The sequence below is a fragment of the Aquibium pacificum genome (assembly GCF_040839445.1).
Classification (GTDB): Bacteria; Pseudomonadota; Alphaproteobacteria; order Rhizobiales; family Rhizobiaceae; genus Aquibium; species Aquibium pacificus.
Genome location: NZ_JBDPGJ010000003.1, coordinates 59,792 through 76,035, shown reverse-complemented (window position 1 = coordinate 76,035; position 16,244 = coordinate 59,792). Strand labels below are relative to the sequence as shown.

Genomic DNA, 16,244 nt, shown 5'->3' with positions numbered 1-16,244 from the left:
TTATCTCATGATATGCTGGCCAAGCGAGCGGCATCGCAGGGAGCGTGGAACCTTCTCATTGCGGAATCCGCGTTTGATTCCACATGTGCGGGTAAACTGCACGGATTGCCCTCCAGCGCATCGTGCCGAGCCAGCGCATTGTGCCGAGGCGGCAGACGAACCGCCGTCCGCTTCCTGGCAGGAACCGGATCGCAGGGAGCGGCCGAGGTGCCTCCGATTTCTCGCGGCGGCGTGCATACCGCAGACGATTGCCGGCAGCAGCAGTTAATGCTCGTTTCCGGAATCTGGCATACTGGCCCCTGCCGCCGACGGTCGCGATCGGATCAGACATGCAGCTTCATCAGTTGAGATACGTTCTCGAAGTGTATCGCAGGGGCAATCATATCTCGTCCGCCGCGGAGGCGTTGAACACCTCGCAACCTGGCATCAGCAGACAGATACGACAGCTCGAGACGGAGCTCGGTTTCGATATTTTCGAGCGGAGCCGGAGCAGGATCGTCAGTGTCACCGTCGCCGGGCGGGAGTTCATCGGCAGCGCGGAGCGCATCATCCGCAAGGTCGAGGAAATCCGGAGGATCCGCGGAGACAACAGCGAGGCAAAGGCGGGCCGCCTGACGATCTCCACGACCCACACCTTCGCGCGATACGTTTTGCCCAACGTGGTCGCGGAGTTCCTTCGCAAGCAGCCAGACGTGCAGATAGGACTGCTTCAGGCCGTCCCGAACGAGGCCTGCGAGAATGTCCAGGAAGGTCGCGCGGAACTGGGTGTGACCACCCAACCGCCAAAGAGCTTCCTGGGGCTGGTCTGGCTGCCGATCCTGCAGATCAAGCGCGTCGTAATCGCTCCAAGAGATCACCCGATCGCCAAGCTCGAAACCATAACGCTCGAAGAGCTCGCGAAATTCCCCCTGATCGGCCACGACAGCTATCGCAGTGGCAGCCGGACGATCATCGACACTTTCACGAAGGAAGGGCTGACGCCGCTCCTACCGTTTGCCGGTATCCATTCCGACGTTGCAAAGACCTATGTCGGCATCGGACTCGGGATCGCGATCACGGCGTCCATCGTCTACGATCCCGAACGGGACAGGAACCTCGTCTCGCGCGACGTGAGCGATCTCTTTCCGTCCACCACCGCGTACGTGACGTTTCGCAAGAGCTCGTTCCTCCGCAAGATCGAGATCGATTTCATGAAGCAGTTGTCGCCCGGACTGACCCGGCAGAAAATTCACGAAAGCCGAGAAAAGAATCGCGGCTATCCCTCGTAGCCGGGAAACTTGATTGCACCCAGCAAGCTACGGCCCATTCATGCGGTCTTCGACTCGGTGAGCCCGAGTTCGGCCACCATCTCGTCGCGCATGATGAACTTCTGCGGCTTGCCGGTGACGGTCATAGGCAGGGCATCCTTGAAGCGGACGTGGCGCGGCACCTTGTAGTGCGCAATCTGGCCGCGGCAGAAGGCGCGGATCTCCTCCTCGGTCGCTTCCTCGTGCGGGTGAAGCACGATCCAGGCGGCCAGTTCCTCGCCGTAGCGCTCGTCCGGCACGCCGAACACCTGCACCTGCGCGACCTTGGGGTGCCGGTAGAGGAACTCCTCGACCTCGCGCGGATAGACGTTCTCGCCGCCGCGGATCACCATGTCCTTCACGCGCCCGACGATGTTGCAGTATCCGTCGCCATCGATCGTCGCCAGATCGCCGGTGTGCATCCAGCCGTCCGCATCGATCGCCTCGGCCGTCTTGTCTGCGTCGTCCCAGTAGCCCTTCATGACGGAATAGCCGCGCGTGCAGAGTTCGCCGGAGACGCCGACCGGCACGGTCTGCCCGGTCTCGTCGATCACCTTGACCTCGACATGCGGATGGATGCGCCCGACGGTCGAGACGCGCTTTTCCAAGGGATCGTCGACATGGCTCTGGAAGGAGACGGGGCTCGTCTCCGTCATCCCGTAGGCGATCGTCACCTCAGGCATGTGCAGATCCGAGACGACCCGCTTCATCACCTCGATCGGACAGGGGGCGCCGGCCATGATGCCGGTGCGCAGCGACGTCACGTCGGAGCGCCTGAAGTCGGGGTGGTCGAGCATGGCGACGAACATGGTCGGCACGCCGTAGAAACCGGTGCAGCGCTCGCCCGCCACGGCCTTCAGGGCGGAGGTCGCGTCGAAGCCCTCGCCCGGAAAGACCATGGCCGCGCCCTTGGTCACGCATCCGAGAGTACCCATCACCATGCCGAAGCAATGGTAGAGCGGCACGGGGATGCACAGCCGGTCGGCCTCGGTCAGCCGGATCGTGCGGGTGACCATGTCGGCATTGTTCAGGATGTTGGCATGCGTCAGCGTCGCGCCCTTAGGCGCGCCGGTGGTGCCGCTTGTGAACTGGATGTTGATCGCCTCGTCGGGATCGAGCGTGGCCGAGACGGCATCGACCCTGCGCATCTGCGCGGGGCCGGCGAGGTGCGCGAGATCATCGAAGGAGAGCATGCCGGGGGATTTTTCCGCGCCCATGCGGATGACTGCCCGAAGCGAAGGCACGCGCCTGGCCTGCAGCCGTCCCGGCTCCGCCGTCTCCAGTTCCGGCGCGAGCGAACGGATCATTTCGAGATAGTCGCTCGACTTGAAGCGCGCCGCGGTAACCAGCGCCTTGCAGCCGACTTTGTTCAGCACGTATTCGAGTTCGGAGAGGCGGTAGGCCGGATTGATCGTGACCAGCACCAGCCCGACGCGCGCGGTGGCGAACTGCGTGACCAGCCATTCGGGCCGGTTCGGCGACCAGATGCCGATCCGGTCCCCCTTCTCCAGCCCGAGCGCGAGGAGCCCCGCCGCCACGGCATCCACCTCGCGTGCGAACTCGCTCCAGGTGTAGCGCCGCCCCGCCTCGCAGAAGATCGCCGCCTGGCGGTACCCGAGCCGCGCCACGGTCTGCGCAAGCGCTTGCGGGATCGTCTGGCGCAAGAGCGGAACCGATCGGTCGCCCACGACCCAGGACTTGTCTTCGCGCGGTTTCAGCGCCGCAGGATCGACTACCGGCTCCGCCTCCCGCGTCAGCAGGCTTTTTGAAAGCACCCCTCCCAGAGGTTCCGACAATCGGTTCATGATGCTCCTCCCGATGAGCATGCGTTGCTCGCGGCGTGAAGATGGCAGGAATGGCGCGTGCGGCCAAGCCTGCCGCTCGCCCTCACATCGCCCGCCAGTCTCCGATCCGTTCGAAGGCGGCGGCGGCCCGGTAGATCGTGCTCTCCTGGTAGTGCCGGCCGATCAGCATCATGCCGATCGGAAGCCCTTCCGACAGGCCGCAGGGGATGGTCATCGCCGGATGCCCTGTCGTGTCGAACGGACAGGTGTTGCCGATCATCTCGAAGGCGCGCTGGATGTAGAGGGCGAGCGGCGCGTCGGCCGGCGGGATCGGCTGCGCCTTCATGGGCATGGTCGGCATCAGTAGCAGATCGTACTGGCCGAGCGCGGCGTCGTAGGCGGCGCGCAGCCGGCGCGACAGGTTCTGCGCCTTGGCGTAGTAGTGCCCGCGATGGTGCTTGAGCATGTACTCGCCCACGAACATCGAGATCTTCAGGCTCTTCGACAGTTCGTCGGCGCGTGCGCGCCAATTGGAATGATAGTCGAGCAGGCTGGTGACGTAGAGTCCGCGCCAGCCGGTGGCGAAGCCATTGCCGTGCATCATGATGTCGGTCAGGCCTTCGAGAGCGATCGGCGTCCAGATCGCCTGACCCTGCGTGTGCATCGGCACCGAGATGTCCTCGACGGTCGCGCCGAGATCGCGAAAGCGCCGGGCGGCGACGCGGACCTTCTCGTCAACGTCCGCTTCCGATTCAGGGCGGCCGAACCCCTCGCGCACGATGCCGATGCGCATTCCGGAAACCCCCTGCCCGAGCGCATCGGTATAGCGGTCGATGCGCGGCGCGTACTGGCGTGGGTCGAGGCCGTCCTCTCCGGCGATGACTTCCAGCAGCAGCGCGTTGTCACGCACGTTCTGGGTGATCGGTCCGGCATGGTCGATCGTCGGCTCGATCGGCATGATCCCGGTATAGGGCACCAGCCCGTGGGTGGCCTTCATGCCGTAGGCGCCGGAGAAGGAGGCCGGCATGCGGATCGAGCCGCCCTGGTCGCCGCCGATCGCCATGTCGACCTCGCCCGCCCCGACCAGCGCCCCGGAGCCGGAGGACGAGCCGCCGGCGATGTAGCCCCTCTTCCAGGGGTTATGGACGGGCCCGGTCGCGTTGGTGTGGCTGCCGCCCGAAAGGCAGAAATATTCGCAATGCGCCTTGCCCACGATGGTGCCGCCCGCGTCGAGGATGCGGGTGACGACGGTGGCGTCGACGTCGGGCGTGTAGCCTTCCAGCGTAGAGGCGCCGTTCATCATCGGCACGCCTGCCAGGCAGACATTGTCCTTGAGCACGATCTTTCGCCCGGCGAGCGGTCCCGAATGCGCGCCGCGCACTTCCGACTTCACGTACCAGGCGTTCATCGGGTTCTCGGCAGCGGACGGCCGATAGCCCGGCGTGCGCGGATACTTCACCTGCGGAAGATTGTCGGGCATGGCTGCGACGACATCGTAGGCCTCGAACGTCGCTTCCATCAGGGCCATGTAGTCCATGATCTCGCGGTCGCCCATGGACATGTGGAGGCCGCCGACCAGACTGCGCATCTGCTCCAGCGTGGGTCGCCTGACGCTCATTGGATACTCCCTCGGAAGATCGGTTTGCGCACGCTCCGGGCCGCGCGGTATCGCAGGCGCTGCGGCGGGAGGCGCGGCATGAGTGGATGATGGATAAGACGCAGCCATCGCGGCCGGCGCGGGGCGCACCGATGCGGGCGAGAGCACCGCATGCGCGGGCATGGCGGGATTGCCGGCCGGCCCGAAGGTCGGCACGCCCGGCAGGGTCTGCGCCGGTGCGCCGGAGCCGGCGGGCCGCGCGGGCGAGTGTGCTGTCGCGCCATGGCCGCCGCCGGCACGGGTGCGGCGGACTGAACCGAAGCCGAGGAACTCCTCCACCTGGCGGGGGTCCTTCAGGGCCTCGGCATGGATCTCGCCGGTGACGCGGCCGCGCTCCAGGACGACGACCCGGTCGGACAGCGTAGCGATGAACTCGAAGTTCTGCTCGACCAGCACGACGGTCAGGCCGCGGCTTTTGCGCAGTCTCGTCAGAGTGTCCTCGATCTCCTCGATGATCGAGGGCTGGATACCCTCGGTCGGTTCGTCGAGAAGCAGGAGCCAGGGATTGGCCATGAGGCAGCGGGCGAGCGCCAGCAGTTGCTGCTCGCCGCCCGAAAGCGCACCGCCGTCGCGTTCGAGAAGGCGCTCCACGCGGGGGAAATCGGCGAGCACGCGGTCGACGGCTTCGCCCTCGTCCAGCCCCGTGTCGGCATGCCAGGCCATGCGCAGGTTGTCGCGCACCGAGAGTTTCGGGAAAATGCCCCTGCCCTGCGGCACGTAACCGATGCCGCGCCGTGAACGCTCGTGCGGGGGAAGCCCCGTAACGTCCTCGCCGTCGAGCCTGACCGTGCCGCCCGTCGCGGGAATGAACCCCATGACGGTCTTCAGGAGCGTCGACTTGCCCATGCCGTTGTGGCCGAGGATGCCGACGAACTCGTTCGCCGCGACCGTCAGATCGATGCCGTGAAGGACGGGGATGCGCCCGTAGCCGGCCGTCAGGCCGCGGATGTCGAGGGCTGCGCGGGTGTCGGTCATCAGCCTCTCTTGCCCAGGTAGACGTCGCGGACGCGCTGGTCGCTCATGACGGCCTCGACGGTGTCCTCCATCAGCACCGCCCCTTGCGAGAAGACCGTGATCTGCGCGGCGATGGAGCGGATGAACTGCATGTCATGCTCGACGATGATCAGAGCCGCGTCGCGATTGATCTCGTGGATGATGTCGACCATGCGCTCCACCTCCTCGCCCGTCATGCCCGCGGCCGGCTCGTCCAGAAGCACGAGCCAGGGGCGCGCGGCGACCACGATGCCGAGTTCGACGCGCTGTCGTTCGCCGTGGGCGAGCCGGCCGACGGTGGAACGGGCGATGTCGCCGAGGCCGAGCCGCTCGATCACCTCGGTGGCAATGCGATCCGCCTCCCGGGCGCCGCTCAGGCGATAGGCCGACAGCCAGACGTTCTCGCGCACCGATAGCCCGTCCATCACGCTCGGCACCTGCGTCTTGATGCCGATGCCCATGCGCGCGACGAACTGCGGGTCCCAGCCGGTGGTCTCGACGTCGTCGATGAAGACTTCGCCGTGGGTCGGCTTCAGGATCCCGGTCAGGCAGCGGAAGAAGGTCGTCTTGCCCGCGCCGTTCGGCCCGATCAGGCAGCGGAGCTCGCCGCGGCGAAGCTTGAAGTTGACGTTGTCGACGGCGGTGACGCCGCCGAACCGCATGGTGAGGTTGCGGGTCTCCAGGACGACGTCAGCCATCCGCGCGCACTCCCCTGGGCCCGCGACGGCGGCGGCCCCCTGGCCCCCTGCGGCGCGACGAGTGCCTGAAGGCGCTGATCAGCGAGGGCACCACGCCGCGCGGCAGCACGAGCACGACGACGACGAGGATCAGGCCCATGACCAGCACGTTGTCGACCGCAGTCTGCTGGCCGAGCGCGAATTTAAGGTAGCCGAGAACGGCCGCTCCGAGCACCGGCCCGACCAGCGTTCCGAGGCCCCCGACGATGCACCAGATGATGATCTCGGCCGACTGGCCGAGCGAGAAGAGGCCGGGCGTCACGATCTCGGCCCAGGAGGCATAGAGCGCGCCGGCCAGGCCCGCTATGGCGCCGCCGATCGCGAAGAGCACGCTCTTGCGCAGCCGCGCGTCGTAGCCCATCAGCTCGACGCGGTTCTCGTTCTCCCGGATCGCCACGGCGATGCGGCCGAACGGGCTCGCCAGCAAGAGCCGCACCAGCACGTAGACGACGAGCAGGATGACGAAGCAGGTGTAGTAGAGGCTCTCGTCCCAGATGTAGGCGGAGGCGTCGCCCGGGACGTTGAGGGTCTGGTAGCCGGGGATGCCGTTGTAGCCGCCGAGGCGGGCCTGCCCGATCTGGTATTCCGGCCCCGCCGTCGTGTTCATGAAGCGGAAGAAGATCAGCGTCACCACCAGCGTGATGACGCCCATGTAGACGTCGGTCAGCCTGCCGTAGAACATCATCGCGCCGAGCAGGAACGCAAAGACGAAGGGAATGGCGATCGCCAGGAGCATCGGCACCGTGCTCTCGCCGATGTTGGCGGCCGAGATGGCATAGGCATAGGCCCCCAGCCCGTAGAACGCCGCCTGGCCGAAACACAGGATGCCGCCGAAACCCCAGATCAGGCCGAGGCTCAGCGCAAGCATTCCGTAGATCACCAGCAGCGTGAGCGTGTAGAAGTTCAGGATCAGCGGTGCCGCGAACATCACGACGATGCCCGCCGCCACGACCCAGGGCGCGTCTCGAAGGGCGCTGCGGTCCATTCAGAGGCGTCCCTTGAAAAAGCGTCCGGTAATGCCCTGCGGCAGGAGGCGCAACAGCACGATGGCGGCGACCAGCAGCGCCACTTCGCCGATGACCGGTCCGGAAAGGAAGGTGAAGGTCTGCGACACGAGGCCGAAGACGGTCGCGCTCGACAAAAGGCCGAGCACGATCGAGGCGCCGCCGGAAATGACCGTGATGAAGGCCTTGGCGATGTAGAGCGTGCCCCAGGTGGGCACGAGGCCGACCAGCGGCGCGAGCACCCCGCCGGCAAGTCCCGTCAGCGCCGAGCCGACGAAGAAGGTCGTCATGTAGACCCGGTCCGGGCTGTAGCCGAGTGCCGCGGCCATGTCGGCGCTCTGCATGGTTCCACGGGCTACTAGGCCGAGCCGGGTGCCGCGCAGAACCAGATAGGAGGCGACCAGAAGCAGGATCGAGACGATGATGATGAAGAAGTTGTAGCCATTGATCTGGTAGGCGCCGAGGGTGAAACCCGCGATCGGCGTCGAGACGCCGGTGGTCGTGTTGCCGAAGATCATGACCGCCGCGCCGGTAAAGGCGAGGCTCAGCCCCCAGGTGGCGAGCATGGTGTCGACAAGCCGCCCGTACAGGAAGCGGATCACCAGCCGTTCCACGACGAGCCCGATCAGGCCGACGGCGAGCGGCGCCACGATCAGCATCGCCACATAGACGTTAACCCCGGCCTGCACAGCGACGATGGTCGCGTAGCCGCCCATCATCATGAACTCGCCATGGGCGAGATTGATGACGCGCATCATCCCGAAGACGACCGCCAGCCCGGCGCTGATCAGCACCAGGAGCGCGATGGAATAGAGGATTTCGAGGATGAAGACGGCTGCGAGGTCCATGCCGGTCCTGTGAGCGGAGATGTCCAATCGGAATGCAGTGCGAGTTCATTGCGCCAGCGCGGAAACACCCCCCTCACCGACCCTTCGGGCCGCCTCTCCCCGTGCCCGGGGGAGAGGAAAGCCGCTGCCGCTGGGGCTGCGGCTTCTGGAGAACTGCTGCGCCAATCCAGCCTGTGTTCCTCTCCCCCGGGCAGGGGGAGAGGTGGCACGCGAAGCGTGACGGCGAGGAGGCTTCTCGCCGCCTCACCTTCTGGTCTCAGATCTTGATCTCGTACTGCTGGTTGTCGTCGGGATTTGCGACGAGGTCGCAGACGAGCTGCGTGTCGATCGGCGCGCGCGCGCCGAAGCTCTGCAACACGTTGAGCTTCTGGCCGCGCATCTCCATCAGGTGGACGTCGAGCGTGGCGTGGTGCGTCTTCGGGTCGATGGTCACCATGCCGGCCGGGCCCTCGTAGGCCAGACCGCCATCCAGCGCCTCGATCACCTTGGCTTGCTCGACCGAACCCGCCAGCTTGACGGCCTCCGCCCACAACATGATGCCCTGGTAGTTGGATACGGCGAGTTCGTGGATGTTGGGGATGGTTTCCGCGCCGTGCATCTCGCCCCAGGCCGTGGTGAAGGCCTTATTGGCCGGCGTGTCGAGCTCCGGCGAATAATTGTAGCAGACCACGATGCCGTCGCCTTCCTCGGGCGTCAGCACGAGATGTTCGGAGCCGACGCCGAGCGTGGTGGAGGCGAGCGGAATGCGGCTCTTCATGCCCGCCGCCGCCCACTGGCGGTAGAAGGACAGGTGCGCGCCGCCGACCAGCGCCGAATAAACCATGTCCGGCGCCGCAGTCTGGATCTTGGTGATGGTCGAGCCGAAATCGGCGACGTCGAGCGGGAAAAAGTCGACCGCAACGGTCTCGCCGCCGCCGTCCTTGAAATACTTCTGGATCCAGCGGGCCATCAGCTGGCCGTAATTGTAATCGGCGGCGAGGATGTAGACCTTCTTGCCCCACTTCTCCATGGTGTAGGGGATCTGTACCTCGGTGGTCTGCGCCGGCGTGACGCCGGTGACGAAGCAGTTCCTGTCGCAGACGCCGCCCTCGTACTGGATGTTGTAGAAATAGAGCGTGTTGGCGCGGCGCAGCGTCTGGCGGATCGCCTCGCGCGAGGCGGACAGGATGCCGCCGTGCACGACGTCGACCTTGTCCTGGCGCGTCAGCTGCTGGGCGTACTGCGTATAGAGAGCCATGTTCGACTGCGTATCGTAGCCGATATGCTCGATCTGCCGGCCAAGAAGCCCGCCGCCGTCGTTGAGCTGCTTCACCGCGAGCTTCACGGCCATGTCGATCGGCTTGCCGTATGCGTCGAAGATGCCCGAGATGTCGAAGACGGTGCCGAGCTTGATCGGATCCTCGGCGAAGGCGTTGCGGATGAAAGCCGGGCTTGCGAGCGCCGAGGTGCCCGCGGCAGCGGCTGCCTTGAGAATGGTGCGTCTGGTAATCGTCATCGAAATTCCCCTTTCGTTGCTGCGACGCGTCTCCCGGCGCGCCGAAATCGGTTGCGTCTGGTCAGTCCTTCTTGCGCACCGGCGTGCGGTTGATCGCATCCAGCGCCCGCGCGCCGAGGTTCGCGTCCATCTCCACGCCGATCTCCTCGCCGAGCTTCTTCAGCGCGGGAAAGCCGATCGCCATGCCCATGATGGAATCGAGCGCCGACTGGAAGCCGCCGCCACCGCCGCCACCCCCCTCGCCGGAACCATTGCCTCCGCCGAAGGAACCGAGGCCAGAGATGTGGTTGATGCGGATCGAATCGATCTTTTCCGCCGGCTTCACCATCTGGGCGGCGATCTCGGGCAGCATGTCGAGCTTGTGCATCTCGAGCCGCAGCCGCAGGATCTGTTCGCTCTGCGCGTTCTCCGCCTCGATCATGGCGGCCTTGCCTTCCGATTCGGAGATCAGGCGGTGGCGCTCGGCCTCCGCCCTGACCTGGACGGCGTTGCCCTCGGCCTTGGCGAGCTCGAGGATGGTGTCGACCTGCGCCTTGACCTTCTGGTCCTCGACTTCGGCATTCTCGCGCGCCTTCAGAAGCGCGAGCTGCCGCGTGCGCTCGGCTGCGGCCATGTCGCGCTCGGTCTGCACCGCTTCCTGGGCCTTGACCAGCTTCGTCCGCGCGGTCTCGAAACCGGCTTCCGCCGCCTGCTCCTCGCCGCGCTTGGCGGCGATGCGGATGGAATTGTCGATCTTGGCGGTCTCCACCGCCAGAAGCGCCTCGATCTCCTGCTTGCGCAGCACGAGGTCGCGTTCGATCTCCGCGCGCTTGACTTCGCCGGCCTTGGCGATGCGGGCTTCTTCCGCGATGCGCTCGGCTTCCGTCCTTGCGTTGTGGATCTCGGTGTCGAGGCCGATACGCCGCCGTTCGAGGTCGAGCCGCTTGGCAAGTTCGGCCTCCTCCTGCTCGCGCTCGATCATCAGCCGCTGCTTTGTCTGCTCCAGATGCCTGCGCCGCACCTCGATATCGGTCTCGGTCTCGACCTGCACGCGGGCCTTCTTGTTGTGGCTGACCAGTTCGGCAAGCTTGCGCATGCCCACCGCATTGAAGGCGTTGTTCTCGTCGAGAGCGTTGAACGGGGTCTGGTCGAGCCGCACCAGCGACGCCGAATCAAGCATCAGGCCCGAGCGGGCGAGATTGGCCGAAAGCCGCTGCGCGACCGCTTCCACGAAGACGTCACGCTTCTCGTGCAGTTCGTCCATGGAGCGGCTGGCAACGGCGGACTGGATCGCATCGACCAGCTTGCCCTCGATCAGCCCCTGCATCTCCTCCTCGCGGAAGGTCTTTGAGCCGAACGCCTGCGCTGCGGTCGCAATGCCCTCGTCGGTGGGCTCGACCCGGACGTGGAATTCCATCGACACGTCGACGCGCAGCCGGTCTTCCGAGATCAGCGCCTGGGGTCCCTGGCGATCGATCCTGAGCCTCGTCGTGCGCATGTTGATGCGCTCGATGCGGTGCAGGATCGGCAGCGCCACCGCGCCTCCGTCCATCAGGATGCGCCGCCCCCCGAGTCCGGTGCGTACCAGCGCCGTCTCTCGCGTCGACTTGGCATAGAACCGGTTGAGGAACAGCACGCCGAGCACGACGACCACGACCAGCACGACGAGGGCGAGAAACCAGGCCACGCGGCAACCTCCGTTTCCGATGGAGCGGAACCGGAACGCCTGGCGCGCCGACTCCTGGATTTGGAGAGGAAGCTAGCGCGACGGCATTTTCCTTTTCAAGCTTTTTATTTTCCGAGTTAAGCTTTTTCGAAAGGGGCATCCGCGCCGCGGAGTGACGCTCGGCCGCTCAGGCGAGGCGTTCCACGACGGAGAACAGGTGGCCGTCGGCGCGCGCGAGGTAAATCGGGTTTTCCTTGCGGTCGTTGCCGAAGTAAGTGCCGCCGCGGGCACTGCGGTAGACAATCGGCGCACGTCGCGCGCGCTTGCCGTCCTTGAGGGCAGCGTAGAAATGCATACCTTCGTATATGGACTGGCCCAGGGCGTTGAGCACCGGGGCCTGATCGCCGTGGAGGGTGCGGTATCGCTCCACGAAAGAGAGGTTCGCGTCGCTCCGCAAGCTCGAGAAGTACGCCGACGCTCCATAGAGCCTGCGCGTGCCGTCGGCTCCGGTCGCGAGGAGCACGTTTTCCTCGATCGCGGTGGAGAACCGCACGATCGAGCGGTCCAGCCGCATCGCGCCGAAGACCCGGTTGAACTCGACGGCCTCCTGGCCGATCAGCGAGAGGAGCACGATGTCGGGCTTGGCCGCCGCGACCTTCTCGACGAGTTCGACGGGCTCCTCGAGGCCGAAGGGAACGTAGGTTTCGAACACCACCTGCCCGCCCGCTTCCACGATACTGTTCTTGGCGAACCGGTGGGACGCGCGCGGCCATACGTAGTCGTTTCCGACGAGCGCCCAGCGGCGGACGCTGAGCGTGTCCGCGAGACGGCGGATCGCCGGCGCGAGCTGTTCGGCCGGCGTCTCTCCGATCGCAAAGCAGCCCGGCGCGCGCTCGTTGCCCTCGTATAGCGGCGTATAGACGTAGGGGATGCGCCCGCGCAGCACTTCGTTCAACCGCTGCCGGACCGAGCTGACATGCATGCCGACCACGGCGCTGACGCTGCCGTCGTCGACCAGATCGCCGATCGTCTCTACGGCGCTGTCGACCACCGAATCGTCCGCGTCGAGGAAGACCAGTTCGACTTCCCGGTCGCCTATACCGCGATGCCGGTTGATCTCCTCGGCAGCGAGTTGGGCACAGGAGATGCAGGAGGGACCCCATATTCCGGCCGATCCGCTCATGGGCACCATGATTGCGATGCGGCTTCGACCCGACCTCTCGAAATGCGGTCGATCGGACATGCCGATGCCGAACGAACGTCCGTACCCGCCTCCGGTCGCCCCGCCACTCAACATCGATCGCTGGATCATAAGACCCCGATCTCCCGTGATTTGCATTCCCGCATTGTTGTTTTTGCTTTCCGAATTAAGTATCTGAAGCGGGCAATGATGGCAATCGGCCAGCGCCGCGGCGATTCGTGGCGGATCAGAGCCGACCACCCTCCCGGGAGAGGAACGTGACCGTACGATCGCTGAGCGATTACCTCGCCTATCTGGTGGCACAGACCCACAGGAAGCTGCATGGCGACCTCGAGCGCGAACTGCAGTCGGAGGGCGTCAGCGTAGAGCAGTGGCGAATGCTGGAGGTGCTGAGCGACCGCAGCGGCCGATCCATGGGTGAGATCGCGGACCTCGTGCTGATGAACCATCCCGCGCTGACGAAGATGACGGACAGGATGGTAGCGCGCGGCCTTGTCCATCGGGCGCCGGACCCGCATGACCAGCGGCGCGTGCTCGTCCATATGACGAACCGCGGGCAAGACCTGTTTGACCGCGTGCGCGGCCATGTCGAGGAGCAGAACTCGGCACTGGAAGAGCATCTCGGCCACAAGGGCTCCGCCGCGCTGCGCAAGCTGCTTGGAAGCGTGATCGAGGCCGGCGGCGTAGACCAACAGGGCCGCTAGGGAAGACCGGTCCTTGCCGCGCACCGCGGCAGCCTCGATGATAAACGTCGGAACCGGTGGTCGCCGATCGACCCGATGGTCGTGCGGCAACAGGTCACCCGCCACGATCATCGGGACTCCAATGGGAGAGCGACCGCCACGATCTCGCGATCGAATCGGCGAAATTTCCGAAAGCCCCCCTTAACGAAGGTCCTCTACCCTGCGGGCGGAAGGAGCGACTTCTACATGTTCAACGGCAGACCGGACTTCTCGCCGCGGGGGCGCGCGCGGGTGTTCCTCCTTACCAGCATCGGCACGCTGGTCTGCATAGCGGTCGCCTTCGCATTCGACAGCTATTCATTCGAAGAGGGCTGGCGCTGGGGCGGCAACCCGATCAACAACGTGATCATCCCGCTCGTTCTGGCGCCACCGCTGTTCTTCGTCCTCCTGAGCAAACTGCGGGAACTGGCGATCGCCCACCAAGAGCTTCTGTTGATCTCGGCCACCGACAGCCTGACGTCGTGCTTCAATCGCCGGGCGTTCACGGCATTGGTGGACGGCTATCTCGAAAAGCTGGAAGGACGTGAGCGCGAGGGCGCCCTGCTCGTCATCGACGTCGACCACTTCAAGTCCGTCAACGACACCTACGGACACGACCGCGGCGACGAAGCGCTAAAGCTCATCGCCGATGGCATCAAGGGGGCGGTAAGGGACACCGACATCGTCGGCCGCATGGGCGGGGAGGAGTTTTCCGTCTTCCTGCCGGCGACGCCACCAGGGCTGATGAAACTGGTAGCGGAACGCATAAGGCTCGCTGTGACCGAACTGGAGTTCGTGCCGGAAGGCAAGCCGCATGCCTTGAGCGTGAGCGTCGGGGGCGCGGCCTTCCGCTTCAAGACGACGTTCGCCGATCTCTACCGACGGGCTGACAAGCGACTGTACGAGGCCAAACGGAACGGCCGCAATCAGCTCGAATTCGACCTCTCCCTATACGAAAGGCCACCGGCCGCGCTGGCATCCTGAGCGATCTTCGAGTGGGGCTCGCGTTTGGGTCTATCAGAGACCGGGGGCCGCACGGGTTTCATCAGCCTGATTCGCCATCCTCCCCGACGAACGGGACGGATGGGTGGATCAGCGCTTCGTGGCGCCGTCGGTCTCGCGGATGGCTTCTTCGTGATACCAGCTTCCACCGAACGCCGGTGCTGCGGGCGACGCAGCAAGGGGTTTGCTCCGCTCGGAGCGACGTTCCCTCACCTCCCGCCGCGCCTCTGCGCTGACCGGAAACTGGTAAATCCGTGCCGAGGGCCGTGCGAAATCCGTAACCATTGCTTTCTGTTCTCCTTCGATGATCTCTCATCGTGCGACAGGGAAAGGGAATCTAATACTTGCATGCATTTTTTGCAATGTGCCTAAAAAAATATCTGTCTTTGCTTAACTGTTAAGCAGCAGCTTCGCTTGCTCTTCGCGCTGGCAGCAACCAGCTTATTCTCTTTCTGACCGGCCGGTTGTGGTCCCGGCTTCCATCTCGTCCGGAGAAGATTTGGTCCCGGCGCGGCATCCGAACTCATCGCCCAATTTTTCGGCAGTTCGCCGATTCCTTAACCGCGCAGTCGTCTTCTCGCATCGCGATGCCGAGATCTCACGCTCCGAAACACTCATGAATCAATGATTTGGCGGGCTCTTCGTTGCGTTCTGGGCTTTTTTCGAGGTCTGGCATGTGAATTGCTTGGGTTAACGCGGACCTTCGAGGCCGGCGGTGACCGGGTCTCGGCCGACGCAACATTCTAGAGAGAACGAAATGACCAAGTATAAACTGGAGTACATCTGGCTCGACGGCTACACCCCGGTTCCCAACCTCCGTGGCAAGACGCAGGTCAGAGAATTCAGTGGCTTCCCGACCCTGGAAGAGCTCCCGCTGTGGGGTTTCGACGGAAGCTCAACCATGCAGGCGGAAGGCCGCAATTCCGACTGCGTGCTGAAGCCGGTGGCGCTCTACCCGGATCCGGCGCGCGCCAATGGCGTGCTCGTCATGTGCGAGGTCATGATGCCCGACGGCGAGACGCCGCATCCGAGCAACATGCGCGCCACGATCCTGGACGACGACGGCGCCTGGTTCGGTTTCGAGCAGGAGTACTTCTTCTACAAGGACGGCCGCCCGCTCGGCTTCCCGACCGCCGGCTATCCGGCGCCTCAGGGTCCCTACTACACGGGCGTCGGCTACAAGAACGTCGGCGACATCGCCCGCCAGATCGTCGAGGAGCATCTCGACCTGTGCATCGCCGCCGGCATCAACCACGAAGGAATCAACGCCGAGGTGGCCAAGGGCCAGTGGGAATTCCAGATCTTCGGAAAGGGTTCCAAGAAGGCCGCCGACCAGATCTGGATGGCCCGCTACCTGCTGGAGCGGCTGACCGAGAAATACGGCATCGACATCGAGTACCACTGCAAGCCGCTTGGCGACACCGACTGGAACGGCTCCGGCATGCACTGCAACTTCTCGACCACCTATATGCGCGAAGTGGGCGGCAAAGAGTATTTCGAGGCGCTGATGGCGGCATTCGAGAAGAACCTGATGGATCACATTTCCGTCTACGGTCCGGACAACGACAAGCGCCTGACCGGCAAGCACGAGACGGCGCCGTGGAACAAGTTCTCATATGGCGTCGCCGACCGTGGTGCCTCGATCCGGGTCCCGCACTCGTTCATCCGCAACGATTATAGGGGCTATCTGGAGGATCGCCGGCCGAACTCGCAGGGCGACCCCTACCAGATCGCCAGCCAAGTGCTGAAGACGATCGCCTCCGTGCCCACGGACGCGGAAGGGTCCGTCTCTGCTGCAGCCTAACGTTCTCCCAACGTCGAATGCAAAGAACCCCGCCGGCGGTCCGGCGGGGTTCTTCTTTGTTCAGCC

13 protein-coding genes are annotated in these 16,244 nt (G+C 64.9%); 4 read left to right on the top strand and 9 right to left on the bottom strand.

Annotation, left to right across the window (positions count from 1 at the left end; all coding sequences use genetic code 11):
* Positions 1-329: 329 nt before the first annotated feature.
* The gene (locus ABGN05_RS12875) at positions 330-1,268 is read left to right on the top strand and encodes a LysR substrate-binding domain-containing protein (RefSeq protein WP_367954454.1); all 939 of its coding nucleotides are present in this window, start codon (positions 330-332) and stop codon (positions 1,266-1,268) included.
* Between the two features lie 38 nt (positions 1,269-1,306).
* Here the strand turns inward: ABGN05_RS12875 and ABGN05_RS12870 are convergent, their stop codons facing one another.
* From ABGN05_RS12870 to ABGN05_RS12835, 8 genes are all read right to left on the bottom strand, one after another.
* Positions 1,307-3,091: an AMP-binding protein gene (locus ABGN05_RS12870; protein ID WP_367954453.1), complete on the bottom strand. Its 1,785-nt coding sequence runs from the start codon at positions 3,089-3,091 to the stop codon at positions 1,307-1,309.
* A gap of 82 nt (positions 3,092-3,173) precedes the next feature.
* Positions 3,174-5,702 (bottom strand): amidase, encoded by a 2,529-nt coding sequence (locus tag ABGN05_RS12865; protein ID WP_367954452.1) that lies wholly within the window; start codon positions 5,700-5,702, stop codon positions 3,174-3,176.
* A complete protein-coding gene (locus ABGN05_RS12860; RefSeq protein WP_367954451.1) occupies positions 5,702-6,418 on the bottom strand; it encodes an ABC transporter ATP-binding protein in 717 nt (238 codons plus the stop codon). The genes ABGN05_RS12865 and ABGN05_RS12860 overlap by 1 nt, the downstream gene beginning before the upstream one ends.
* Entirely contained in the window at positions 6,411-7,442 is a 1,032-nt protein-coding gene (locus ABGN05_RS12855; RefSeq protein ID WP_367954450.1) for a branched-chain amino acid ABC transporter permease, read from the bottom strand. Before ABGN05_RS12855 ends, ABGN05_RS12860 begins: the two co-directional genes overlap by 8 nt.
* Complete coding sequence (locus tag ABGN05_RS12850) at positions 7,443-8,309, bottom strand: ABC transporter permease subunit (protein WP_367954449.1); 867 nt, start codon at positions 8,307-8,309, stop codon at positions 7,443-7,445.
* Positions 8,310-8,565: 256 nt separating this feature from the next.
* Positions 8,566-9,804, bottom strand: a complete 1,239-nt coding sequence (locus tag ABGN05_RS12845; protein ID WP_367954448.1) for an urea ABC transporter substrate-binding protein — start codon at positions 9,802-9,804, stop codon at positions 8,566-8,568.
* Positions 9,805-9,865: 61 nt separating this feature from the next.
* On the bottom strand, positions 9,866-11,470 hold the full coding sequence (locus ABGN05_RS12840; protein ID WP_367954447.1) for a flotillin family protein: 1,605 nt from the start codon (positions 11,468-11,470) through the stop codon (positions 9,866-9,868).
* 166 nt (positions 11,471-11,636) lie between these two features.
* Entirely contained in the window at positions 11,637-12,761 is a 1,125-nt protein-coding gene (locus ABGN05_RS12835) for a substrate-binding domain-containing protein (RefSeq protein ID WP_367954446.1), read from the bottom strand.
* Positions 12,762-12,907: 146 nt separating this feature from the next.
* Between ABGN05_RS12835 and ABGN05_RS12830 the strand changes: the two genes are divergently transcribed.
* A complete protein-coding gene (locus ABGN05_RS12830; protein ID WP_367954445.1) occupies positions 12,908-13,354 on the top strand; it encodes a MarR family winged helix-turn-helix transcriptional regulator in 447 nt (148 codons plus the stop codon).
* A 225-nt stretch (positions 13,355-13,579) separates the two neighbouring features.
* On the top strand, positions 13,580-14,356 hold the full coding sequence (locus ABGN05_RS12825) for a GGDEF domain-containing protein (protein WP_367954444.1): 777 nt from the start codon (positions 13,580-13,582) through the stop codon (positions 14,354-14,356).
* A gap of 108 nt (positions 14,357-14,464) precedes the next feature.
* Here ABGN05_RS12825 and ABGN05_RS12820 read toward each other — a convergent pair whose 3' ends face one another.
* Positions 14,465-14,659, bottom strand: coding sequence for a DUF2735 domain-containing protein (locus ABGN05_RS12820; protein ID WP_367954443.1), 195 nt, complete (start codon positions 14,657-14,659; stop codon positions 14,465-14,467).
* 472 nt (positions 14,660-15,131) lie between these two features.
* Between ABGN05_RS12820 and ABGN05_RS12815 the strand changes: the two genes are divergently transcribed.
* The gene (locus ABGN05_RS12815; protein WP_367954442.1) at positions 15,132-16,178 is read left to right on the top strand and encodes a glutamine synthetase beta-grasp domain-containing protein; all 1,047 of its coding nucleotides are present in this window, start codon (positions 15,132-15,134) and stop codon (positions 16,176-16,178) included.
* Positions 16,179-16,244: the final 66 nt, after the last annotated feature.